Here is an 18,500-nt window from a genome sequence, read left to right as displayed (position 1 = left end):
CCGAAAATGGGTATGCGTTTGGGCATCACTACTTGTGCGATTAGACCGGCTGCCACCTATACGGCGGCAACTGATCGATTTCACTCACCTGCTGGGCTGGGCACACTCTTGAATGACCTGGGCCGTGCAGGATTTGGAATAGGAACGGCGTGTTGACTGCATAAAATACCCACTTAAAGGGCTAGAGCTGGTGCCCACTTAAATTTAAGTGCACACCATGTCTGGGCTTTGCGGGGTTGGGTAGATGACTTGGCCGGACGGTTACAGACCAAGGATTTTCTAGGAACATTGAGGATCCAGCTTTTGTGCGTTCAAATGCCACTTGCTCAGGGTACTCTTTCAGCCCGACGACCATGGCGGACACACGGAGCCTTCCGATCGTTGCAACACATTGCCTTCCGTGCATCGGAACACACTGCCTTCCCTAGAACACACAGCCTTCCCTAAAAGCCTTTTAAGGGTAAGGGGAGAGCTGGTTGCGCTCGAAGATCTGTGCAGTCAGTGTGGTGGTTTAATTTCCCCGGACACCCCGATAGGTGGAAAATGCATCTATCGAGGGCCACGAGCGGTCAGCATGTTGGAAGTGGGAGTGATACGGTCAGGTCAGGTACGATACTCATTGTTCATCGTCACACCCCAGTCCCTGTCGTTGTACTTTCTCGTCACTTAAGGTCTTGCCTGTCCTGGTCATGATCCGGCTTTGCAATTGTTTGAGCTCTGCACCTGCCAAGCGCTTGCAGGTATTGATTTCCCACACGTCACCGGTCGTCACGCTCACCGAGAATAACCCCCAGTATTCGGTGGCCCCCGCCTTGGGATCGTCGTAGCCCAGGCTGAAGTCGAAATACCCGGGATGGGGCGGCTTGCCATGGGCATCGGCGAGGTCGCCGTCGATAAATACCCCGGGCTTGCCCAGTTTGTAGTCCTCATGTTTGAGCGCTACTTCCAGCACCTGCTGGGCTTGCTCGCGGCTCAGGCCTTGGGTTTTGACCTGGCTGGGCTGCAATGCTGAAGCGGCGCAGGCCGGGAGCGTGGCGCAGACCAGGCCCAGGGTGAGTAACCACGAAGTAGTTGCTTTGATCAGCACGCCAGACGTCCTTTGACTGTGGTGATGATTTGCGCCAGGTACTTGGCGAATCCGTCACGCCCGCCCGTGGCCGCGCGGCCGGTGTTGAAGCCAATCTTCACCAGGGTCTGGGCGAACTCCATCGGGTCTTTCTTGCCCCTGACGGCCGAGCCGTAGCGCGTGGCGAAAGACTGGGCGCATTGCTGAAAGGAAGAAAACTGCGCCACCTGGATTTTGCTGTTGCCCATAGGGGCTTGCGAGCCAATCTGCAAGGGTGCTGGCGCGTGTAGGGAGAAATAATTGTTCAGTTGCCGGGCAATGCGCCCGCTGCCGTACTGGCTCTCTTGGGCAGCAAGCCCGAGGATGTTCTCTACCGGCAGGTCCAGTTGGTCGGCAATCGGTTGGCAGACCGCTTTGTGTTTGCTGACGAATGTCACGGCGGCGATGTTGTTGCAGAGTGCGGCGCTCAAAAGTGTTCCCTCAAATGATCGGTCAATTCCCTGGGTGTTGCATGAGTCGTCGGTCAGTATAGGGACGGGGCGTCGTGTGTCGAAAACTATTTTCATTCTTCATATCAGTAGCTTATCCGTTGAGTAAGGGCCACACTGGCCCGCCCCCTATTTCATGGCGGGTAATTTGGATGAACAACGCAAACCTGCGTCGCTGCGCTCCGACTGCTATGCTTCGTCCGGAATTTGTCACGGGAAGCGTTGATTGCGCTCGTTCTAAAGGACCTAACGCAAGGGGGCGTTATGCCACTATTGGATGTGGAGCCGATGAAGCAGCAGCATCGAAACTCCTGCTGGGCAACGTGTGTACGAATGGTGCTTTGGTTTAATCAGCTTTATGTGACTTCTGATGATGCGCTGGCTAATAAGCTCGGAGTCGATGCTGATAGATGTACAGATGTTAAAGATATTATGGAGTTATGCAATATTTATGAGATGGGTGAAAGCGATGTAAGGGCTGATTTTAATGATTTGCTAAATGCCTTGAATTCTGGAAACCCAATCATCCAATGTGTCAGTGAGGTGCGGCCTAATAAAGGTAAGGCGTCCACGGGTGGGCACTACATATTAATCATCGGCTGCACGGATCAACAGACATCGTCAGGCACGACTCCTCCTTCCATTACAGTTATCGATCCTGCGGATGGAAAAATACACTCCGGTATTCCCTATGTTGGGGGTGCTATTGCTATACCTGGTTACGCTAAAACTTTGTTTTACACCGCGGCTTATTATTCGATGAAGGGGGCACCATTTAAAACGGTTGGGAAATAGGGGCAGGCCCTGAGTGATCCCCACAAATCTATTCGAAGCTATGTGCGTGCGGTGGTGGATGCCTTGCTTGAGGGCTTGAGCCTATCCAGCCAAGTATCGCCCGCATCGGATAACCCTTCGATTGATTGAGGTCGTTATGCTGAAAGAGATCAAGCACTTGGCAGCTTGATCTCTTTTTCGTAAGGGCCCGGGCAGAGCCGTGTGCCAACGTCTGGCACACGGTTGGCTTGATCATCTAGTTGTCAGGTCGATCAAACCTTGCTTGCCCGAACACATCTCACTTGGGTTCTGCGCAGTATGATCGACATATAATTGCTCGAACAACGCAATTGAGGTCCAGCGTATGGGCACTATCAGTCTTGAAGCCAAGAAGGCCTATGCGGCCAAGACTCGCCAATCTAACTACGCGGCCAGTCTGCGTCTGGAAGGCTTCAAAACTACCCTCGCGGATGGTGAGAGAAGCCTACCCTCGCGTGAGGAGGTCCTGAAGGCTTTCTCCAAGAACAGAGCCTGATGCCTGGTCGGGTGGTCAGTTTTCAATCGGTGTTGGTGAAGGCTTCGACGGGGATGGCTGTATCGTGGCTCTGACCTATCTTCTGGTGTGTAGCAGGCGCAGATGGGATTGAACCTCCAGGTACATGCGCAGGAACGTGCAGGGACACTTGCTCCGGCGGGGAAGCCTTTCCCGCGCCGGCCTGTAAGGTGAATAGGGGGATCTGGGCTGGTATTTCATGGCTATGCGCCGCTAACTACCCTTCAATTCCAGCGTAAGGTGCTGCCTGACTTCCATTGCGTCATGCAGTATCCGAACGATCTCAATGATCTGGTCATCCGCCAATCTATAGAAAACGATATGCCGCGGCCTCTGTACGGTGCCAGTGGCCGTTGCAGCTTGGTTGCGCACATAGGTCAGATGAAAGCTTCTCAGTCCCACTGAAAGTTCATCTCTAGGGTTGCTACCCACCCTGTTTGGCGTTTCCGCAAGGTCTTCGATTGCTGCGCGTATAAGCGCTTGGTACCTGACCCTGGCATGTGAGCCAAACTGTATGTGGGAGTACCTTAGAACATCCTCGATATCACTGAGGGCCGTATGAGAGAGACGGTACTTCCCCATGCTCAACGGTTCTTGGTAGGGGAGAGGGCAGCTCGTTCGCCGATGTCAGCCAGAAGCTCTCCCAACTGGTCACCGCCAATCTCGATGAAACGACCCCGCTCCAGGTCCATCAGTCCTGCTGAAGTGGCATGACGCAAAGCATCGAGCTTGGCCAGTTCTTCAGCTTCACGCTGCTCCAGCAGACGAAGCCCTTCGCGCATGACTTCGCTGGCGTTCTGGTATCGGCCGGAGACAACCAGGTCGTTGATGACCTGGTCCATGTGATCAGTGAGAACGACATTTCGCGTAGCCATGTTGTGCTCCAGGAACAAATAACGTTGCTGCGGATGTTGGCATATTATGCCATCGCATTGGCTCATGCCTAGTTTGAGTCTGGAATTCATGCTGGAGGGCCTCTTGCAAGATTTGTCAGGGTGATGGATGGAAAACGGAAAATGGCCCTGCCTGATCATGGATGGAGGGCAGGGAGCGGACCTCAAAGGCCATTCCTGTCGGTCTGATCGGCATTGTTATCATGTTTCCCAGAGTGTTCATCTGGCGCAGACTCGTCACCCAGCAAGAACTTGACGCGATACCGCAGGGGCTCAAACGATGGAGCAAGGCGCCTTTGTATCTTGAGATTCCTCTATTCTTCGGCATGATTGCCTTTTGGATATGGCACCCATTCCAGTGAGGTCTCCTTGGATGGCCGCGCGATCCTTCTGCACTGGCGAGGTACGGCAATGGGGGATTTTGGCAAAGATGGACAAAGCCATGAACACCACGAGCGTCTCCCTACTGGATGCCCTCAAGTCCTTTGCCGATGCTCAAGTGAGCCAGCGAGGTTGCTGCACCGGTAGCGAATATGTCCGGGAGCTGATTCGCAAGGATCAGGATCGGCAGCACTTGCGTGGCCTGCTGCTGGCTGGGGCCGAGTCGGCTCCCACTGCTCCTGTGGATGGCGATTACTTCGAGTCCCTACGTGCCAGTATTGGTGATATCTAGGCGCGCGCTGCAACCGGTTGAAATCCATGTGACGCAGTCAATCAAGGATGTTGATATCCTCAGTGCCCCCCGAGATTTCTTCTGGATAATGGCTCATGTTGACTGGTCTGAATCATCTCACGTTGGCGGTTGCGAACCTCTCTCGGAGCGTCGAGTTCTATGAGTCTTTACCTGGTTTTCGATTGACCGCACGCTGGGTGGCGGGGGCGTATCTTTCTCTGGGCGATCTCTGGCTATGTCTGTCTCTGGATAAGAGCAGGGAGACAGAAAAGAATATGGATTACACGCATTACGCGCTTTCGGTCGAACAGGAAGATTTCAAAAAAGTAACCGCACACCTGCGAGCACTTAACGTCGTTGAGTGGAAAAGTAATTCGAGCGAAGGTGATTCATTTTATTTTTCAGACCCTGATGGTCATCGGCTAGAGGTGCACGTGGGCAGCCTTACTTCTCGACTTGATCAATGTCGGCTCCGACCTTACGAGGGTATGGAGTTTTTCGACTGACCGCTGCTGGCCCATTTTCCGGCGCAGGCATTTCCGCTGAAAGTGGCATCCCGACATTTCGCGATGCCTTGACTGGTCTGTGGGAGAACTTCGACCCCGCTGTACTGGCTACTGCTCAAGTGTTCCGCAATGACCCTCCCTTCACACGCTGCCCTGCGAATAGCGCATACCTGCCCGCTAAAATTGTCATGAAATGAAAAGCCATTGTCGTCTGATGAGAAGCGGTGCGCATGCCGGAGTCCTACAGTCCAATCAGCGTAAATCGACGCAGCACGCCAATATTGCAGACTGGAGAATAAGAAAACATGGCCAAAGCCATACGCTTCCACGAAACCGGAGGTCCCGAAGTCCTTCGTTATGAGGACGTCGAAGTGGGCGAACCTGGTCCAGGCCAGGTTCGTCTTCGTCATGTGGCGGTCGGTCTGAACTATGCCGACACCTACTTTCGCAACGGCACCTACCCGATCCCGATGCCCAACGGTATAGGGGTTGAAGCTTCGGGTGTCGTGCAGGCCGTCGGTGAGGGCGTCACCCATGTGCAGGTGGGGGATCGCGTTACCTACACCGGTTTTCTCAACACCCTGGGGGCCTACAGCACCGAACGACTGATCTCGGCTGCGCCGCTGATCAAGCTGCCGGAAACCATCAGTTTCGAGACGGCTGCGGCCATGACCATGCGCGGCCTGACGGCGTCGTACCTGATGCGTCGTATCTACGACTTCAAGGCCGGCGACAGTATTTTGCTGCATGCCGCCGCCGGTGGTGTGGGCCTGATCGTTTCACAGTGGGCCAAGCTGCTTGGCCTGACCGTGATCGGCACCGTGTCCACCGAGGCCAAGGCGGAAGTCGCCCGGGCCCATGGTTGCGATCATGTCATCAACTACAGCCATGAAGACGTCGCCCCGCGCGTTCGTGAATTGACCGGCGGCGTCGGGGTCAACGTGGTGTTCGACAGTGTCGGCAAGAACACGTTCATGGGCTCCCTGGATTCGCTCAAGCGTCGCGGCCTGATGGTTTGCGTCGGCACGGCATCCGGTCCGATCCCGGCCTTCGATCCGGTACTGCTGGCGATGAAGGGCTCGCTGTTCCTGACCCGCCCGGCACTGGCAGACTACATCGCCGACCCGGCGGAAAAAGCCGCTCTGGCTGGCGAGCTGTTCGACCACGTTGGCAGCGGTCGAATCAAGATAGAGATCAACCAGCACTATGCTTTGCAGGATGCCGTACAGGCCCATCGTGACCTGGAGTCACGCAAGACCACTGGTTCATCGATCTTCGTCATCTAGGGGGGCCGCCTTCCATGAAAGTCGAACAATTGACCTGCAACATCGGTGCGCAGCTGATCGGTGTCAACCTCGCCGATGCTTTGCATGACGAGGGGCTGTTTGCCGAGATTCGTGCCCAGTTGCTCAAGCATCGGGTGGTGTTCCTGCGTGACCAGAACATCACGCGTGCCGAGCATGTGGCCTTCGCCCGTCGCTTCGGCGAGCTGGAGGATCATCCGGTGGCCGGCAGCGACCCGGATCATCCGGGGCTGGTACGCATCTACAAGAGCCCGGATCAGCCAAGCGACCGCTACGAGAACGCCTGGCACACCGACGCCACCTGGCGCGAGGCCCCACCAATGGGCTGTGTGCTGCGGTGTGTGGAGTGTCCGCCGGTCGGCGGTGACACCATGTGGGCCAACATGGTGGAGGCCTATGCCCGCTTGCCGGATGACGTGAAGGCGAAGATTGCCGACCTGCGTGCCCGCCACAGCATCGAAGCCAGCTTCGGCGCGGCCATGCCGATCGAAAAACGCCTGGCGCTCAAGGCGATGTACCCGGATGCCGAGCACCCGGTGGTCCGCACCCATCCGGAAACCGGCGAAAAGGTGTTGTTCGTCAACGCCTTTACCACCCACTTCAGCAACTACCACACCCCTGAGCGGGTGCGCTTCGGCCAGGACGCCAATCCAGGGGCCGGCGAGTTGCTGCGCTACCTGATCAGCCAGGCCTATATCCCCGAGTATCAGGTGCGCTGGCGCTGGACACCCAACAGCATCGCCATCTGGGACAACCGCAGTACCCAGCACTACGCCGTCATGGATTACCCGCCGTGCCATCGCAAGATGGAGCGTGCCGGGATTATCGGCGACAAGACGTTCTGATCGACCGCCGCTGCATTCGCACTCGCAGACACGCCTGCCCGGTATGACCCCGGGCAGGCGGACAATCATAATAATAGGAGTAACTCATGCAATTCTTCGACGATTCCCTGCACCCGGAAAACATGGAAAAGGTGGTCATCACCGTGGCCCCCTATGGCCCGGAGTGGATGCCGGAAGACTTTCCCGAAGACATCCCGCTGACCATGGATGAGCAAGTGCAGAAGGCGGTCGATTGTTATGAAGCTGGCGCCACGGTCTTGCACCTGCATGTGCGCGAGCTGGACGGCAAGGGTTCCAAGCGCCTGTCCAAGTTCAACGAATTGATCGCCGGCGTGCGCGAAGCCGTACCGGACATGATCATCCAGGTCGGCGGTTCGATTTCCTTCGCGCCCGAAAGCGATGGTGAAGCCGCCAAGTGGCTGTCTGATGATACCCGTCATATGCTGGCCGAGCTGACGCCGAAACCGGACCAGGTCACGGTGGCCATCAACACCACCCAGATGAACATCATGGAACTGCTGTATCCGGAATACCTGGAAGGCACCTCCCTGGCCAACCCGGCCTATCAGGCGGCCTACAGCGAGATGACCGTGCCTGCGGGGCCGGCCTGGGTCGCGGAGCACCTGCGTCGACTGATGGCAGCGGGTGTGCAGCCGCATTTTCAACTGACCGGCATGCATGCCATGGAGACGCTTGAGCGTCTGGTGCGCAAGGGCGCCTACATGGGGCCGTTGAACCTGACCTGGATCGGCATTGGCGGTGGTTTCGACGGGCCTAATCCGTTCAACTTCTTCAACTTTGTCCACCGCGCGCCGGACGGCTGCACCTTGACCTCCGAATCGCTGCTCAAGAACGTGCTGCCGTTCAACACCATGGCAATGGCCATGGGCATGCACCCGCGAGTGGGCATTGAAGACACCATCATCGACCACCACGGCCAGCGCTTCAGCTCGGTGCAGCAGATCCAGCAGACCGTGCGTATCGCCCATGAACTGGGGCGTGACATCGCCACGGGCAAACAAGCCCGTGAGATCTACCGTATCGGTGTGCAGTACCAGAGTATCGAAGAAACCCTGTTGGCCAACGGCATGGCGCCCAACCGCCAGGCTGGACAAAAGGGTGTACCGCAACGCGGCTGACCGGCAGCCTGGACGGGAGGCCGAGGGCCTTCCGTTGAGTGCCTTGCAACACGCTCGATAACAACAAATAAAACCGAGTTTCGAGGAGGCTGCATGGCCTTTCACCCAATCGCCGCCGATGACGACTGCAGTGGCGTCGGCGTTACGCGCACCTATGCCTGGATCGTTTTTGCACTGACGTTCGGCTTGTTGATTTCCGATTACATGTCGCGCCAGGTCCTGAACGCGGTGTTCCCCCTGCTCAAGGGGGAGTGGGCCCTGAGCGATGGTCAGCTCGGCCTGCTCAGTGGCGTTGTCGCCCTGATGGTCGGCCTGCTGACATTCCCTCTCTCGTTGCTGGCGGATCGCTTCGGTCGGGTCAAGAGTCTGGCGCTGATGGCCTTGCTGTGGAGCCTGGCGACCCTGGGCTGTGGCTTGGCCCAGGATTACCCGCAGATGTTTATCGCCCGCTTCATGGTGGGTGTCGGCGAGGCGGCCTACGGCAGCGTTGGCATCGCCGTGGTGATTTCGGTGTTTCCCAAGCATCTGCGGGCAACCCTGGCCAGTGCCTTCATGGCGGGTGGCATGTTCGGTTCGGTATTGGGCATGGCCCTGGGCGGGGCCATCGCCGCCAAGCTGGGCTGGCGCTGGTCGTTCGCCGGCATGGCGTTGTTCGGCCTGCTGCTGGCGGTGCTTTACCCGATCATCGTCCGCGAAGCGCGCATTGCCCCGCAACGCGCGAGCCTGGCCGTGAACAAGGCCGCGGCGGCGGTCAAGCGTCCGCTGAGCACGCTGTGTTCCAGCCGCTCGGTGATCGCGGCCTATGTCGGCAGCGGCCTGCAACTGTTCGTCGGCGGCACTGTGATTGTGTGGATGCCCAGCTACCTCAATCGGTATTACGCCATGGCCACGGACAAGGCCGGTGGCGTCGCGGCGATCATCGTGCTGTGCAGCGGCGCAGGGATGATTCTGTGCGGCATGCTCAGCGACCGCCTGTGTCGCCACTGCCCGGAGCGCAAGGTGGCCCTGGCCATCGCTTACTGCCTGGGCAGTTGCCTGCTGCTGTCAGCGGCGTTCGCCTTGTCGGCGGGGCCTGCGCAACTGCTGTTGATCTGCCTGGGCATGCTGATGGCCGCCGGTACCACGGGCCCGGCCGGGGCGATGGTCGCCAACCTGACCCACTATTCGGTCCATGGAACGGCCTTTGCCACGCTGACCTTGGCCAACAACCTGCTGGGGTTGGCGCCCGGGCCGTTCATCACCGGCAAGCTGTCTGATGTGATCGGCTTACATGCCGCGTTCCAGTGGGTGCCCCTGGTGAGCATCGCGGCGGCGGCGGTGTTTTTTTATGCCAAGTGCCATTACCACAAGGATATCGCCCGGCTGGCCGGCGAGCGTGCCGACGATTTGGAAAGTGAAGCGACGTCAGGGGTGAAGGTGTGAGTAGTCATTTACGTATTGATGTGTTTTTCGATTTCATCTGCCCCTGGTGCCTGATCGGCAAACGTCAACTGGATCGTGCGCAGGACCTGTTGCGCCTCCAGCAACCGGGGGTGGAAATCACCACGCAGTGGCATGGGGTGCAGTTATTGCCACACCTGCCGGTGCAGGGCGAACCCTTCGCCGAGTTTTATCGCCAGCGCCTGGGCAGTGACGAAGCGGTGAGTCTGCGTCAGCTCCAGGTGCAACGGGCCGCGATGACGGTGGGGGCGGCCATTGACCTGAGTCGCATCGCCATCATGCCCAATACCGCCGATGCCCATCGCTTGCTGGCGCGTGCCAGCGTGCTGGGCGATAGCGTTCGACGCGACGCGTTGCTGGAGCGTCTGTTCGCCGCCTATTTCCGGTTTGGCGAGGACCTGGGTTGCCCGCAGACCTTGCTCGCCATCGGTCAAGCGTGTGGTTACGACATGGACGAATTGGCGGACTGTCTGAAAGGGGACGCCAGTCCCTTTTCAGGCAATGACGCGGCGGCGTCCAGCGGTGTGCCCAGTTTTCAGTTCAATGGTTGCCTGACGACGGTCGGTGCCCAGCCTGCCGAGGTGCTGGTGGGTGTCATGGGCGAAGCCCTTCAGGAAAACCGGCGCGCGTGGCAAACCCTATGAGCAGGCGTGTCCCGGTGCCTGCCGGAAAACTCCCGCAGGTGGGTGGTCGTGCGCTGGTGGAATTTGAGGAGAAAAGTCTGGCGCTGTTCAACATCGACGGTGAGCTGTTCGCCATCGATGACAGTTGCCCCCATCAGGGTGCCTCGCTGTGCGGCGGACGCCTTGAGGGCCGGGTGATTCAGTGCTGCGCCCATGGCCTGCGCTTCGATCTGCGTAGTGGCTACCTGCTTAATTCAACCCTGCTCAAAGTCGCCCACTACCCGGTCGAAGTCATTGAAGGCCAGGCATTTATCGTCATCGTTTCCGAGGAGACCGCGCCATGAGCGCCATCGCTTTTACCCGTATGCACAGCCGAACGCGTGAGTTGGTGCCCGGTCTTGTGATCAGCCTGATCGTTGCGGCGGCGGCGTCGTTCTTGTCCGAGCATTACGGAGCACCGGTGATGTTGTTTGCCCTGCTGCTGGGCATGGCGCTGAATTTCCTGGCCGGTGAGGGGGCCTGTAAGGCCGGTATCGAGTTCACCGCACGCACCGTGTTACGCATGGGGGTCGCGCTGCTGGGCATGCGTATCACCCTTGAACAGATTGCCGCGCTGGGCTGGAAGCCCGTGGCCCTGGTGGTGATTCTGGTGGTGGTGACGATTGGCGTCTCGGTGGTGGCGGCTAAGGCACTGGGCTTTCAGCGCTTGTTCGGCCTGCTCACGGGAGGCGCCACCGCGATCTGTGGTGCGTCGGCGGCGTTGGCCCTGGCGGCGGCGCTGCCCAATCATCCGCAGAAGGAGCGTGCCACGCTGTTCACCGTGATCGGGGTATCGGCATTGTCCACCACGGCGATGATCCTCTACCCGATGATCGCCAATTGGCTGTCGCTGTCACCGAAACTGGCCGGCGTGTTCCTTGGCGCGACCATCCACGATGTGGCTCAGGTGGTCGGTGCGGGTTACAGCATGTCGACCGAGACCGGCGATACGGCGACGGTGGTCAAGCTGATGCGGGTGGCCATGCTGGTGCCGGTGATCGTCGCTGGGGCGATGGTCACCCGCATGCAGGGCGCCGACCCGACGGGCAAGCGCCCACCGCTGCTTCCTTGGTTCGCTGTCGGTTTTGTGCTGCTGGCCTGTCTCAACAGTACTGGCTGGGTAGTTCCGGTGGTGCAGGGCGCGGTCAATGAGCTGTCGCGCTGGAGCCTGGTGGTGTCCATCAGCGCCCTGGGGATGAAAACTCAGCTCAAGGAACTGGCCGCTGTCGGCATCAAGCCCATTCTGTTGATGGTGGGAGAGACGGTATTCCTGGCTGTGCTGGTGCTGCTATTGCTGCACTGGGGCTTTTAAGCGCGGCTGTAGGTGCTTGCTGGCCAGGCGGCACTGCGTTGATACCTCGTCGTCGCAGGGTGCTCGACCGGTGTCACACACACCGGTTCTTTCGCGGCGACTGTACCAGCAGTCGCCGTTTTTTTTGCCTCGCGTTCAGGAGGCTCTGGGCGGCGTGGAGTCGCTCGAGAGTTTGCCGCCAGCCTGCTTTTGCGTGCTGCGCCAGGCGGCGGGTGGCATGCCGAACTGGGTGATGAACCAGCGAGTGAAGGAGCTCGCCATGGAATAACCGAGCATGTCGGCGATCCGTCCCAGCGAGTAGTTCGGGTTATCCAGGTAGCGCAGCACCAGGTCGCGGCGTACGTCGTTGATCAGGTCGTTGAAGGCGCAGCCGTCGTCCTTCAGGCGACGTTGCAGGGTCCTTACGTTCATGCCCTGGGTCTGGGCGATCTGCTCGATGGTGGCGCGGCCCATCGGCAACAACAGGTAGATCGCCTTGCGCACTTCGAACAGCATCGACGGGCCTTCGTGGCCGAGCAGCGAGTCGAGGTAGCTTTGCGCATAACGGGCCATGGCCGGATCGGCATGGGGATTGGTCATGTCGAGGCTGGCATTGGAACAGACAATGCCATTGAACTCGCTGCCAAATTCCAGGGTGCAGCCGAACAGACGACGATGCAGGTGCAGGTCATCGGGGGGCTGGTGGGTGAAGTTGACGCTGTAGGGGCGCCAGTGGGTGCCGAGCACCGCGGCACATAGACGGAACATCACGCCGATGGCCAGCTCGATGGCTTGCCGGGAGGGCATCGGCGATTCGGTGACCACCTCCTCGCGAATGATCACCATCTTGCCGGCCTCTTCAATAAAGATGGCCAGCGAATCGTTCATCAAGTGCCGGTAATGCACCACCACCTGCAGGGCCTCACGCAGCGTGCGTTGGTGGCTGAGCAGCAGGCTCACCACACCAAAGTCCGAGAGCTGGCGCGATTCCGCCATGCTCAGGCCGAAGTTCTGGCAGCCGCTGGCGGCGGCCGAGTCTTCCAGCAGGCGCACGGCGGCATCGATGGCGATACGCTGTTCGGGCGCTTGCAACTGGGCCTTGCTCAGGCCGACGCCGGCCAGCACATCGCGCGGGTTGAAGCCCAGGTATTGGGTGACCTCCAGGTAGTTGGTCAAGACGGCGGCGCGAACAAGCTTTGGCATGCAGAGGTCTTTCCTGGGCCGGTGGCGATGGAAACGAGCCTGTCGACTATATCCAGCGCGTCGGAACTTGAACAGTTGTAACAAAGTTGATGAAACGCCCCCCCTTCAGTCCCGGATCACCGCGACTGACGGGAGCCCGAGCCCTTCACTCAATGATTACGGCAACCCGCGACCCGCTCGCCGGGTCTTGAGACCGGTGGTCGCGGCACGCCCGCGCCGGGAAATCTGTCATCAAAAGAAAAGTGCCTGACGTCCAATGAAAAGCGGCAGGGTTGGGCGCTCTTTAATGTCAGTCCTACAAAAAGCCTCTGGCGATAGAGCCAGTCGAGTCATCGAGAAAGCGAAGGTGTTGAAGTGGACAGACTGCTAACTGCCGCAACCGTTCTGATCGTACCGGGCCTGCGCGAGCACGTGGCCGAGCATTGGCAAACGCTGCTGGCCGCCAGGCTCTGCAAGGTGCGCAGTGTGCCGCCGCTGGAAACCGACAAGCTCGACTGCGCGGCGCGTGTGCGGGCGATCCAGCACGAACTGGAGCAGATCGACGGGCCGGTGATCCTGGTGGCCCACAGCGCCGGCGTGTTGATGGTTGCCCACTGGGCGGCTCAGTACACCCGCCCGATCAAGGGCGCCTTGCTGGTCGCGCCACCGGATCTCGATGCCGACTGGCCGCAAGGCTACCCTTGCTCTGAAACCCTGCGTCGCCAGGGTTGGAATCCTCTACCCCAAGGCCCGTTGCCGTTCCCGGCGATCGTCGCCGCCAGCAGCAACGATCACCTGGCCAGCCTCTCGGCCGTCACCGGCCTGGCCGCGGGCTGGGGCGCCGAACTGCGCAACTTCGGCGCGGTGGGTCATCTCAATCCAGCGGCAGGTTTTGGCCCCTGGCCGCAGGCCGAAGCCCTGGTCCTGGAGCTGGATCGCTAATTCAGGCGCCGGCTGGCCCCACGCCAACCGGCATTTGCCCTCATTCCTGAAAAACGTTGGCCTCTGGCACAAGGGGTTGCGTGAGGGCGGCTGCGCTTAAAACAACTACAAAATGGCGGAGACAACGCAATGCATAACAACAAGCGTCTCGGGTTCGCACCCTCGCGGTACACCTTGCTGGCCTCGGCCATTCTGGCCACGGCCCTGCCGACGGCCCAGGCGATGGAGCTGGACACGGGTAACCCGGACTGGAGCGCGCGCCTGGATAACACGGTCAAATACAACTACGGGGTGCGCACCGAAAACGCCGACAAGCGTATGTTGGGCACGCCGAACAACAACGATGGCGACTACAACTTCCGCAAGGCCGGGAGCACGGTCACCGATCGTGTCGACCTGTTGACCGAGATGGACGTGGTCTACAAGAACAGCATGGGCTTTCGTGTCAGTACCGCCAGTTGGTATGACCGGGCCTATGAAAATGTCGGCTCCACTGCCAATCCGTTCGTCAACGGCAATGGCTCAACGTCCGGCCTGGTGGCCAACGATCCACGGCCTACGGGGGTCAAGGGCGTCGGCAATGGCAGTTCGAACCTTAGCAACTACGCCCAGCGTTACTACACCGGTCCTTCCGGCGAAATCCTGGATGCCTTCGTGTTCTATAGCACTGACGTGGGCGAAGAGTCCCTGCTGAGTGTTAAAGCGGGTCAGCACAACGTGTTCTGGGGCGAGACGGTGCTCAACCCGGTGCATTCGATGAGCTATGGCCAGTCGGGTCTGGACCTGGCGAAGCTGGCGGCCTCGCCCGGTACCGAAGCCAAGGAGCTGTTCGTTCCGCGTAACCAGCTGTCGATGTCGTTCACCGTCAATCCCGAGTTGACGGTCGGCGCCCAGTATTTCCTCCATTGGGATGCCGCCCGCCTGCCGGAAGCCGGGACTTTCTATGGCGGTTCCGATCTGGTCGGGTCCGGTGCGCAGTCGTTCCTGCTGGGCAACACCAACGCTCCGGTGGGCACCCCGACGAACTGCGGCCTGGCGCCGTGTAACGGACTGACCAATGTGCGTCGCGGGACTGACTTGACGCCGAGCAACATGGGCGACTGGGGGGTGATGGCCAAGTGGTCGCCTAAGTGGCTGGACGGTACGCTGGGTCTCTACTATCGCAAGACCTCGGACATCCTGCCTCAGGCCTGGCTCGATGCTCGCGGCATCACCTCGAAAGGGCCGTCGCCGAGCCCGGTCGTCAACGTTCTCAACTCGTTGAGCACCAGCACCTATCAACTGGCCTATGCCGACGACATCCATATCTTCGGCCTGAGCCTGTCCAAGGAGATAGACGGTGTGAGCGTGGGCTCGGACCTGAGCATCCGTCACAACATGCCTCTGGCCAGTATCCCGGCGATTGTCAGCTCCACCAGTCCCAATGGTCTGGGGGCCGGCCTGGGCCTGCTGCCGGCGCGCACGGCCGCGACGGGGGTGATCTATGACACACCGAGCAACGGCGACAGTATGAGCGCCACCGGTGACACGTTGCACTGGACGCTCAACGGTCTGATGACCCTGCCCAAAACGTCGCTGTTCGATTCGGCGACCCTGCTCTCCGAGCTGTACTACAGCAACCTGCTCAAACTCGATAGCAAGAATGCGGCGCTCTACAAGGGCCAGGCCAGCTATCGCGGTATCGATGCGCCGACCCGGGACAACTGGGGCATCGCCGTCAACTTCACCCCGACCTGGTATCAGGTGTTACCCGGTGTCGACTTGAACATGCCGTTGTCCATCAACGCCGGCATCGCCGGTGTGTCGCCGGTGTCCGGTGGAGGAGCCAAGGACACTGGCAACTATGCCGTCGGTTTCGGTGCCGTTGTGTACAACAAATACTTTGTCGACCTCAAGTACGTGGACTCCTTTGGCAAGACCGACAAGTGCGACGTCAGTGGCGTGAGTAGCGGCGCGGCTGCTGCCGGTAGCGGTAACGGCTCGACACCGAACGCCTTCAGCGGCAACCAGAACTACGCCTGTTATGCCGGCGGTTACTCGGCCTTTTCCGGAGGCGGCGCAACCACCGCGGACCGTGGCGCCGTGTATCTGACGATGAAAACCACCTTTTGATTCACGTATGGCCCCAGTCACGCTGGCAGGAGAACAACAAGATGAAATTCGTGCGTACATTGCTGGCCGTTTCACTGGCCATGGCCGTCGCCGCTCAGGCACAGGCCGCTGTTTCGGCTCAGGAGGCCGCCAAACTGGGCAGCAGCCTGACCTTGGTCGGCGCTGAAAAAGCCGCGAATGCCGACGGCTCCATACCCGCCTATTCGGGCGGCCTGAGTACCCCGCCGGCCAGTTTCAAGACCGGTGACAGTATGCGTCCGGATCCCTTTGCCGATGAAAAGCCGCTGCTGGTGATTGATGGCAAGAATGTCGATCAGTACAAGGGTGAACTCACGGCGACCAGCGCCGAACTGGCCAAGCGTTTCCCGACCTTCCATATCAATGTCTATCCGACCCACCGTACCGTCACGCTACCCAAGGCCGTGCTGGATAACGGTGTGAAAAATGTCACTGGCGCCAAGTCCCTGGAAGGCGGGTTGGCCATCGATAACGTGCTGCCCGGCGTGCCGTTTCCGATTCCACAGACGGGCAATGAGGCCATGTGGAACTTCCTGCTGCGTTATCAGGGGGTCAGCATCAGCTCCAAGTACGACTCCTGGAACGTCGATTCCGCCGGCGTTGCGAGCCTGGCCATCACCGGGCAAGCGTTCATCTCCTATCCGATCTACGAAAACCTGGAGAAGCCGATCGGCAGCACCGACGTGTATTACCAGATGAAGCTGTCTTACACCGGGCCCGCACGCCGGGCCGGCGAGGCCGTGATGCTCAAGGACGCCGCCAACCCGTTGCAACAGCCACGCCGCGGCTGGCAGTACCTGCCAGGCCAGCGCCGGGTCAAGCTGGCGCCGGATCTGGCCTACGACACGCCTAACCCTGGCACCGCTGGTGCGGGCACCTATGACGATGTCTTTGTGTTCAACGGTGCATTGGATCGTTACGACTGGAAGCTGGTGGGCAAGCAGGAAATGATCGTGCCCTACAACACCTACAAGCTGACCTACGCCCAGGACCCCAAGTCACTGACCACCGCCAATCACCTGGCCCCCGACTATGTGCGCTGGGAAAAGCACCGGGTCTGGGTGGTGGAGGGCACCCTCAAGGCCGGCGCTCGGCACATCTACCAGAAGCGTCGCTTCTACCTGGATGAAGACAGCTGGACCGCTCTGGCTTCCGACGAGTACGACGCCCGCGGTCAGTTGTACCGTGGCTCCTTTGCGTTCCTCAGCCAAAGCTATGACAAGCAGATCCCGGACTCCACGCCCTTCATGATCTATGACCTGGTCGGCGGCTCCTACAACATCAACGGTGTGGTAGGGCCCTACGGCGGTATCAAGTACATCGAGCCGCTCTCCAAGGCGCAGTGGTCGCCGGAGTCGCTGGCCGGTAGCGGCATTCGCTAAGCGCACGACGACAACACGTCCTTCCGGGCCACTGCTGACAAGGCAGTGGGCTGGTGCGTGGTTGTTCGTCTGGGCGGCGAAGTTTGAACGTCGGACTGCACGGTTGTGTGTTCCTGCGCAGCTTTTCGAAGAGGACGCGGTATGTGTTCGTGTAAAAAATACCTGCAACTGGCCCTGGGCGCGCTGTTTGTGCTGTTGCAGGGCGTGGCCCAGGCGGGCGCTTACGTCGATGTGCTGGATCTGCCGGCCCGAGCCAGCCCTCTGGCGCTCAGCAGCCCGTTGTTGGGCGTGGCGCGCGCCGGTCTGCGCTTGGTTACGGTCGGGCAGCGTGGCCACATTCTCTATTCCGACGATTCCGGCAAACACTGGCAGCAAGCCGCGGTGCCGGTGAGCGCCGATCTCAGCGCGGTGAACTTCCCGTCTGCACGGCAGGGCTGGGCGGTGGGCAACGACGGCGTGGTCTTGCACAGCAGCGACGCCGGCGCGACCTGGCACAAGCAACTGGACGGTCGCCAGATCGGTGCCTTGCTGGTCGAGCACTATGGGGCATTGGCCCGTGCCGAACCGGGTAACCCACAATGGTCGTTGCTGGCCATCGAGGGCCAGCGGCTGGTGGAGCAGGGCGCGGACAAACCCTTGCTCGACGTCTGGTTCGCCAACGACAACCTCGGCTATGTGGTCGGTGTGTTCAACCTGATCCTGCGTACCGAGGACGGTGGCCAGACCTGGACCCCTTTCCAGGATCGCACCGACAACCCCCAGGGCTTTCACCTCAACGCCATCGCGTCCACCGGCGACGGGCTGTATATCGCCGGGGAACAGGGCCTGTTGCTCAAGTGGGATGACACCCGTCAGCGCTTCGCCGCGGTGCCGACGCCCTATCAGGGCAGTTTTTTCGGTGTGCTCGGCAAACCTGGCGAAGTGCTCGCCTACGGCTTGCGCGGCAACGTGTGGCGCAGCACCGATGGCGGCCTCAGTTGGATCCCGCTGGACAGCGGCCTGCACATCAGCATCACCGCCGGCATTGTCGACGCCAGTGGTCGTTACCGCTTGTTCACCCAGGGCGGGCAGATGTTGCTCAGCCAGGGGAGCGGCGCGGACATGCGCCTGGTGCGCGAGCCCGTGCCGCTACCGGTGGCCGGCGCCGTCCAGGCGGTCAATGGTGTCCTGGTGGTGGTGGGCAACCGTGGTGTCCAGGCATTGCCCGAAGAATAAGACCTCGAACCCTTA

The 18,500-nt window shown here is 60.0% G+C and carries 21 protein-coding genes; 16 read left to right on the top strand and 5 right to left on the bottom strand.

Going from position 1 to position 18,500, the window contains the following annotated elements:
* Positions 1-616: 616 nt before the first annotated feature.
* On the bottom strand, positions 617-1,087 hold the full coding sequence (locus M5C71_RS22965) for a hypothetical protein (protein WP_248768788.1): 471 nt from the start codon (positions 1,085-1,087) through the stop codon (positions 617-619).
* Positions 1,081-1,536: a glucosaminidase domain-containing protein gene (locus tag M5C71_RS22960; protein ID WP_248768787.1), complete on the bottom strand. Its 456-nt coding sequence runs from the start codon at positions 1,534-1,536 to the stop codon at positions 1,081-1,083. The genes M5C71_RS22965 and M5C71_RS22960 overlap by 7 nt, the downstream gene beginning before the upstream one ends.
* A 282-nt stretch (positions 1,537-1,818) precedes the next feature.
* Here M5C71_RS22960 and M5C71_RS22955 point away from each other — a divergent pair, with 282 nt between their 5' ends.
* Together M5C71_RS22955 and M5C71_RS22950 are read left to right on the top strand one after the other, a co-directional pair.
* The gene (locus M5C71_RS22955; protein WP_248768786.1) at positions 1,819-2,349 is read left to right on the top strand and encodes a C39 family peptidase; all 531 of its coding nucleotides are present in this window, start codon (positions 1,819-1,821) and stop codon (positions 2,347-2,349) included.
* Between the two features lie 343 nt (positions 2,350-2,692).
* Complete coding sequence (locus M5C71_RS22950) at positions 2,693-2,863, top strand: YhfG family protein (RefSeq protein ID WP_152739960.1); 171 nt, start codon at positions 2,693-2,695, stop codon at positions 2,861-2,863.
* Between the two features lie 231 nt (positions 2,864-3,094).
* On the opposite strand, the gene M5C71_RS22945 is transcribed toward M5C71_RS22950, so the two are convergent.
* Positions 3,095-3,463 carry a type II toxin-antitoxin system RelE/ParE family toxin gene (locus tag M5C71_RS22945; RefSeq protein ID WP_103499240.1) on the bottom strand — a complete coding sequence of 123 codons (369 nt, stop codon included), beginning with the start codon at positions 3,461-3,463 and terminating at the stop codon, positions 3,095-3,097.
* Positions 3,464-3,465: 2 nt separating this feature from the next.
* Complete coding sequence (locus M5C71_RS22940; RefSeq protein ID WP_040066196.1) at positions 3,466-3,756, bottom strand: type II toxin-antitoxin system ParD family antitoxin; 291 nt, start codon at positions 3,754-3,756, stop codon at positions 3,466-3,468.
* Between the two features lie 460 nt (positions 3,757-4,216).
* Between M5C71_RS22940 and M5C71_RS22935 the strand changes: the two genes are divergently transcribed.
* From M5C71_RS22935 to M5C71_RS22890, 10 genes are all read left to right on the top strand, one after another.
* Positions 4,217-4,447, top strand: a complete 231-nt coding sequence (locus M5C71_RS22935) for a type II toxin-antitoxin system ParD family antitoxin (RefSeq protein WP_152739962.1) — start codon at positions 4,217-4,219, stop codon at positions 4,445-4,447.
* Between the two features lie 95 nt (positions 4,448-4,542).
* Complete coding sequence (fos, locus tag M5C71_RS22930) at positions 4,543-4,953, top strand: fosfomycin resistance glutathione transferase (RefSeq protein WP_100940203.1); 411 nt, start codon at positions 4,543-4,545, stop codon at positions 4,951-4,953.
* A complete protein-coding gene (locus M5C71_RS22925; RefSeq protein WP_255916945.1) occupies positions 4,911-5,150 on the top strand; it encodes a Sir2 family NAD-dependent protein deacetylase in 240 nt (79 codons plus the stop codon). Before fos ends, M5C71_RS22925 begins: the two co-directional genes overlap by 43 nt.
* Positions 5,151-5,258: 108 nt before the next feature.
* Positions 5,259-6,239, top strand: a complete 981-nt coding sequence (locus tag M5C71_RS22920; RefSeq protein WP_103499243.1) for a quinone oxidoreductase — start codon at positions 5,259-5,261, stop codon at positions 6,237-6,239.
* Between the two features lie 14 nt (positions 6,240-6,253).
* Positions 6,254-7,102: a TauD/TfdA family dioxygenase gene (locus tag M5C71_RS22915; RefSeq protein WP_103499244.1), complete on the top strand. Its 849-nt coding sequence runs from the start codon at positions 6,254-6,256 to the stop codon at positions 7,100-7,102.
* A gap of 86 nt (positions 7,103-7,188) precedes the next feature.
* Positions 7,189-8,241 (top strand): 3-keto-5-aminohexanoate cleavage protein, encoded by a 1,053-nt coding sequence (locus M5C71_RS22910; protein ID WP_248768785.1) that lies wholly within the window; start codon positions 7,189-7,191, stop codon positions 8,239-8,241.
* A 93-nt stretch (positions 8,242-8,334) separates the two neighbouring features.
* A complete protein-coding gene (locus M5C71_RS22905; RefSeq protein ID WP_152739963.1) occupies positions 8,335-9,663 on the top strand; it encodes an MFS transporter in 1,329 nt (442 codons plus the stop codon).
* Positions 9,660-10,325, top strand: a complete 666-nt coding sequence (locus tag M5C71_RS22900) for a DsbA family oxidoreductase (protein WP_248768784.1) — start codon at positions 9,660-9,662, stop codon at positions 10,323-10,325. The genes M5C71_RS22905 and M5C71_RS22900 overlap by 4 nt, the downstream gene beginning before the upstream one ends.
* Positions 10,322-10,648 (top strand): Rieske 2Fe-2S domain-containing protein, encoded by a 327-nt coding sequence (locus M5C71_RS22895; protein WP_103499248.1) that lies wholly within the window; start codon positions 10,322-10,324, stop codon positions 10,646-10,648. The genes M5C71_RS22900 and M5C71_RS22895 overlap by 4 nt, the downstream gene beginning before the upstream one ends.
* On the top strand, positions 10,645-11,655 hold the full coding sequence (locus M5C71_RS22890) for a putative sulfate exporter family transporter (RefSeq protein WP_103499249.1): 1,011 nt from the start codon (positions 10,645-10,647) through the stop codon (positions 11,653-11,655). Before M5C71_RS22895 ends, M5C71_RS22890 begins: the two co-directional genes overlap by 4 nt.
* A gap of 135 nt (positions 11,656-11,790) precedes the next feature.
* On the opposite strand, the gene M5C71_RS22885 is transcribed toward M5C71_RS22890, so the two are convergent.
* On the bottom strand, positions 11,791-12,837 hold the full coding sequence (locus M5C71_RS22885) for an AraC family transcriptional regulator (RefSeq protein WP_103499250.1): 1,047 nt from the start codon (positions 12,835-12,837) through the stop codon (positions 11,791-11,793).
* Between the two features lie 354 nt (positions 12,838-13,191).
* Here M5C71_RS22885 and M5C71_RS22880 point away from each other — a divergent pair, with 354 nt between their 5' ends.
* The 4 genes from M5C71_RS22880 (at position 13,192) to M5C71_RS22865 (ending at position 18,485) form a co-directional block, all read left to right on the top strand.
* The gene (locus M5C71_RS22880) at positions 13,192-13,758 is read left to right on the top strand and encodes an alpha/beta hydrolase (protein ID WP_103499251.1); all 567 of its coding nucleotides are present in this window, start codon (positions 13,192-13,194) and stop codon (positions 13,756-13,758) included.
* Between the two features lie 129 nt (positions 13,759-13,887).
* Positions 13,888-15,870, top strand: coding sequence for a DUF1302 domain-containing protein (locus M5C71_RS22875; RefSeq protein ID WP_103499252.1), 1,983 nt, complete (start codon positions 13,888-13,890; stop codon positions 15,868-15,870).
* A gap of 41 nt (positions 15,871-15,911) precedes the next feature.
* Positions 15,912-17,270, top strand: coding sequence for a DUF1329 domain-containing protein (locus M5C71_RS22870; protein WP_248768783.1), 1,359 nt, complete (start codon positions 15,912-15,914; stop codon positions 17,268-17,270).
* Positions 17,271-17,411: 141 nt separating this feature from the next.
* Positions 17,412-18,485, top strand: coding sequence for a YCF48-related protein (locus M5C71_RS22865; protein WP_177143488.1), 1,074 nt, complete (start codon positions 17,412-17,414; stop codon positions 18,483-18,485).
* Positions 18,486-18,500: the final 15 nt, after the last annotated feature.

It is taken from the genome of Pseudomonas sp. MWU12-2345 (assembly GCF_023242385.1).
Taxonomy (GTDB): domain Bacteria; phylum Pseudomonadota; class Gammaproteobacteria; order Pseudomonadales; family Pseudomonadaceae; genus Aquipseudomonas; species Aquipseudomonas gingeri_D.
The sequence above is the reverse complement of the archived record's forward strand: the minus strand, read 5'-3'. Positions and strand labels throughout refer to the sequence as shown.

Bases quoted from the DNA above. Each gene is read 5' to 3' on its own strand.
- M5C71_RS22940 (WP_040066196.1), bottom strand. From the start codon at position 3,756: ATGGCTACGCGAAATGTCGTTCTCACTGATCACATGGACCAGGTCATC.
- M5C71_RS22925 (WP_255916945.1), top strand. From the start codon at position 4,911: ATGTCGGCTCCGACCTTACGAGGGTATGGAGTTTTTCGACTGACCGCT.
- M5C71_RS22945 (WP_103499240.1), bottom strand. From the start codon at position 3,463: ATGGGGAAGTACCGTCTCTCTCATACGGCCCTCAGTGATATCGAGGAT.
- M5C71_RS22905 (WP_152739963.1), top strand. From the start codon at position 8,335: ATGGCCTTTCACCCAATCGCCGCCGATGACGACTGCAGTGGCGTCGGC.
- M5C71_RS22915 (WP_103499244.1), top strand. From the start codon at position 6,254: ATGAAAGTCGAACAATTGACCTGCAACATCGGTGCGCAGCTGATCGGT.
- M5C71_RS22910 (WP_248768785.1), top strand. From the start codon at position 7,189: ATGCAATTCTTCGACGATTCCCTGCACCCGGAAAACATGGAAAAGGTG.
- M5C71_RS22920 (WP_103499243.1), top strand. From the start codon at position 5,259: ATGGCCAAAGCCATACGCTTCCACGAAACCGGAGGTCCCGAAGTCCTT.
- M5C71_RS22890 (WP_103499249.1), top strand. From the start codon at position 10,645: ATGAGCGCCATCGCTTTTACCCGTATGCACAGCCGAACGCGTGAGTTG.
- M5C71_RS22950 (WP_152739960.1), top strand. From the start codon at position 2,693: ATGGGCACTATCAGTCTTGAAGCCAAGAAGGCCTATGCGGCCAAGACT.
- M5C71_RS22870 (WP_248768783.1), top strand. From the start codon at position 15,912: ATGAAATTCGTGCGTACATTGCTGGCCGTTTCACTGGCCATGGCCGTC.
- M5C71_RS22875 (WP_103499252.1), top strand. From the start codon at position 13,888: ATGCATAACAACAAGCGTCTCGGGTTCGCACCCTCGCGGTACACCTTG.
- M5C71_RS22895 (WP_103499248.1), top strand. From the start codon at position 10,322: ATGAGCAGGCGTGTCCCGGTGCCTGCCGGAAAACTCCCGCAGGTGGGT.
- M5C71_RS22955 (WP_248768786.1), top strand. From the start codon at position 1,819: ATGCCACTATTGGATGTGGAGCCGATGAAGCAGCAGCATCGAAACTCC.
- M5C71_RS22935 (WP_152739962.1), top strand. From the start codon at position 4,217: ATGAACACCACGAGCGTCTCCCTACTGGATGCCCTCAAGTCCTTTGCC.
- M5C71_RS22885 (WP_103499250.1), bottom strand. From the start codon at position 12,837: ATGCCAAAGCTTGTTCGCGCCGCCGTCTTGACCAACTACCTGGAGGTC.
- fos (WP_100940203.1), top strand. From the start codon at position 4,543: ATGTTGACTGGTCTGAATCATCTCACGTTGGCGGTTGCGAACCTCTCT.
- M5C71_RS22865 (WP_177143488.1), top strand. From the start codon at position 17,412: ATGTGTTCGTGTAAAAAATACCTGCAACTGGCCCTGGGCGCGCTGTTT.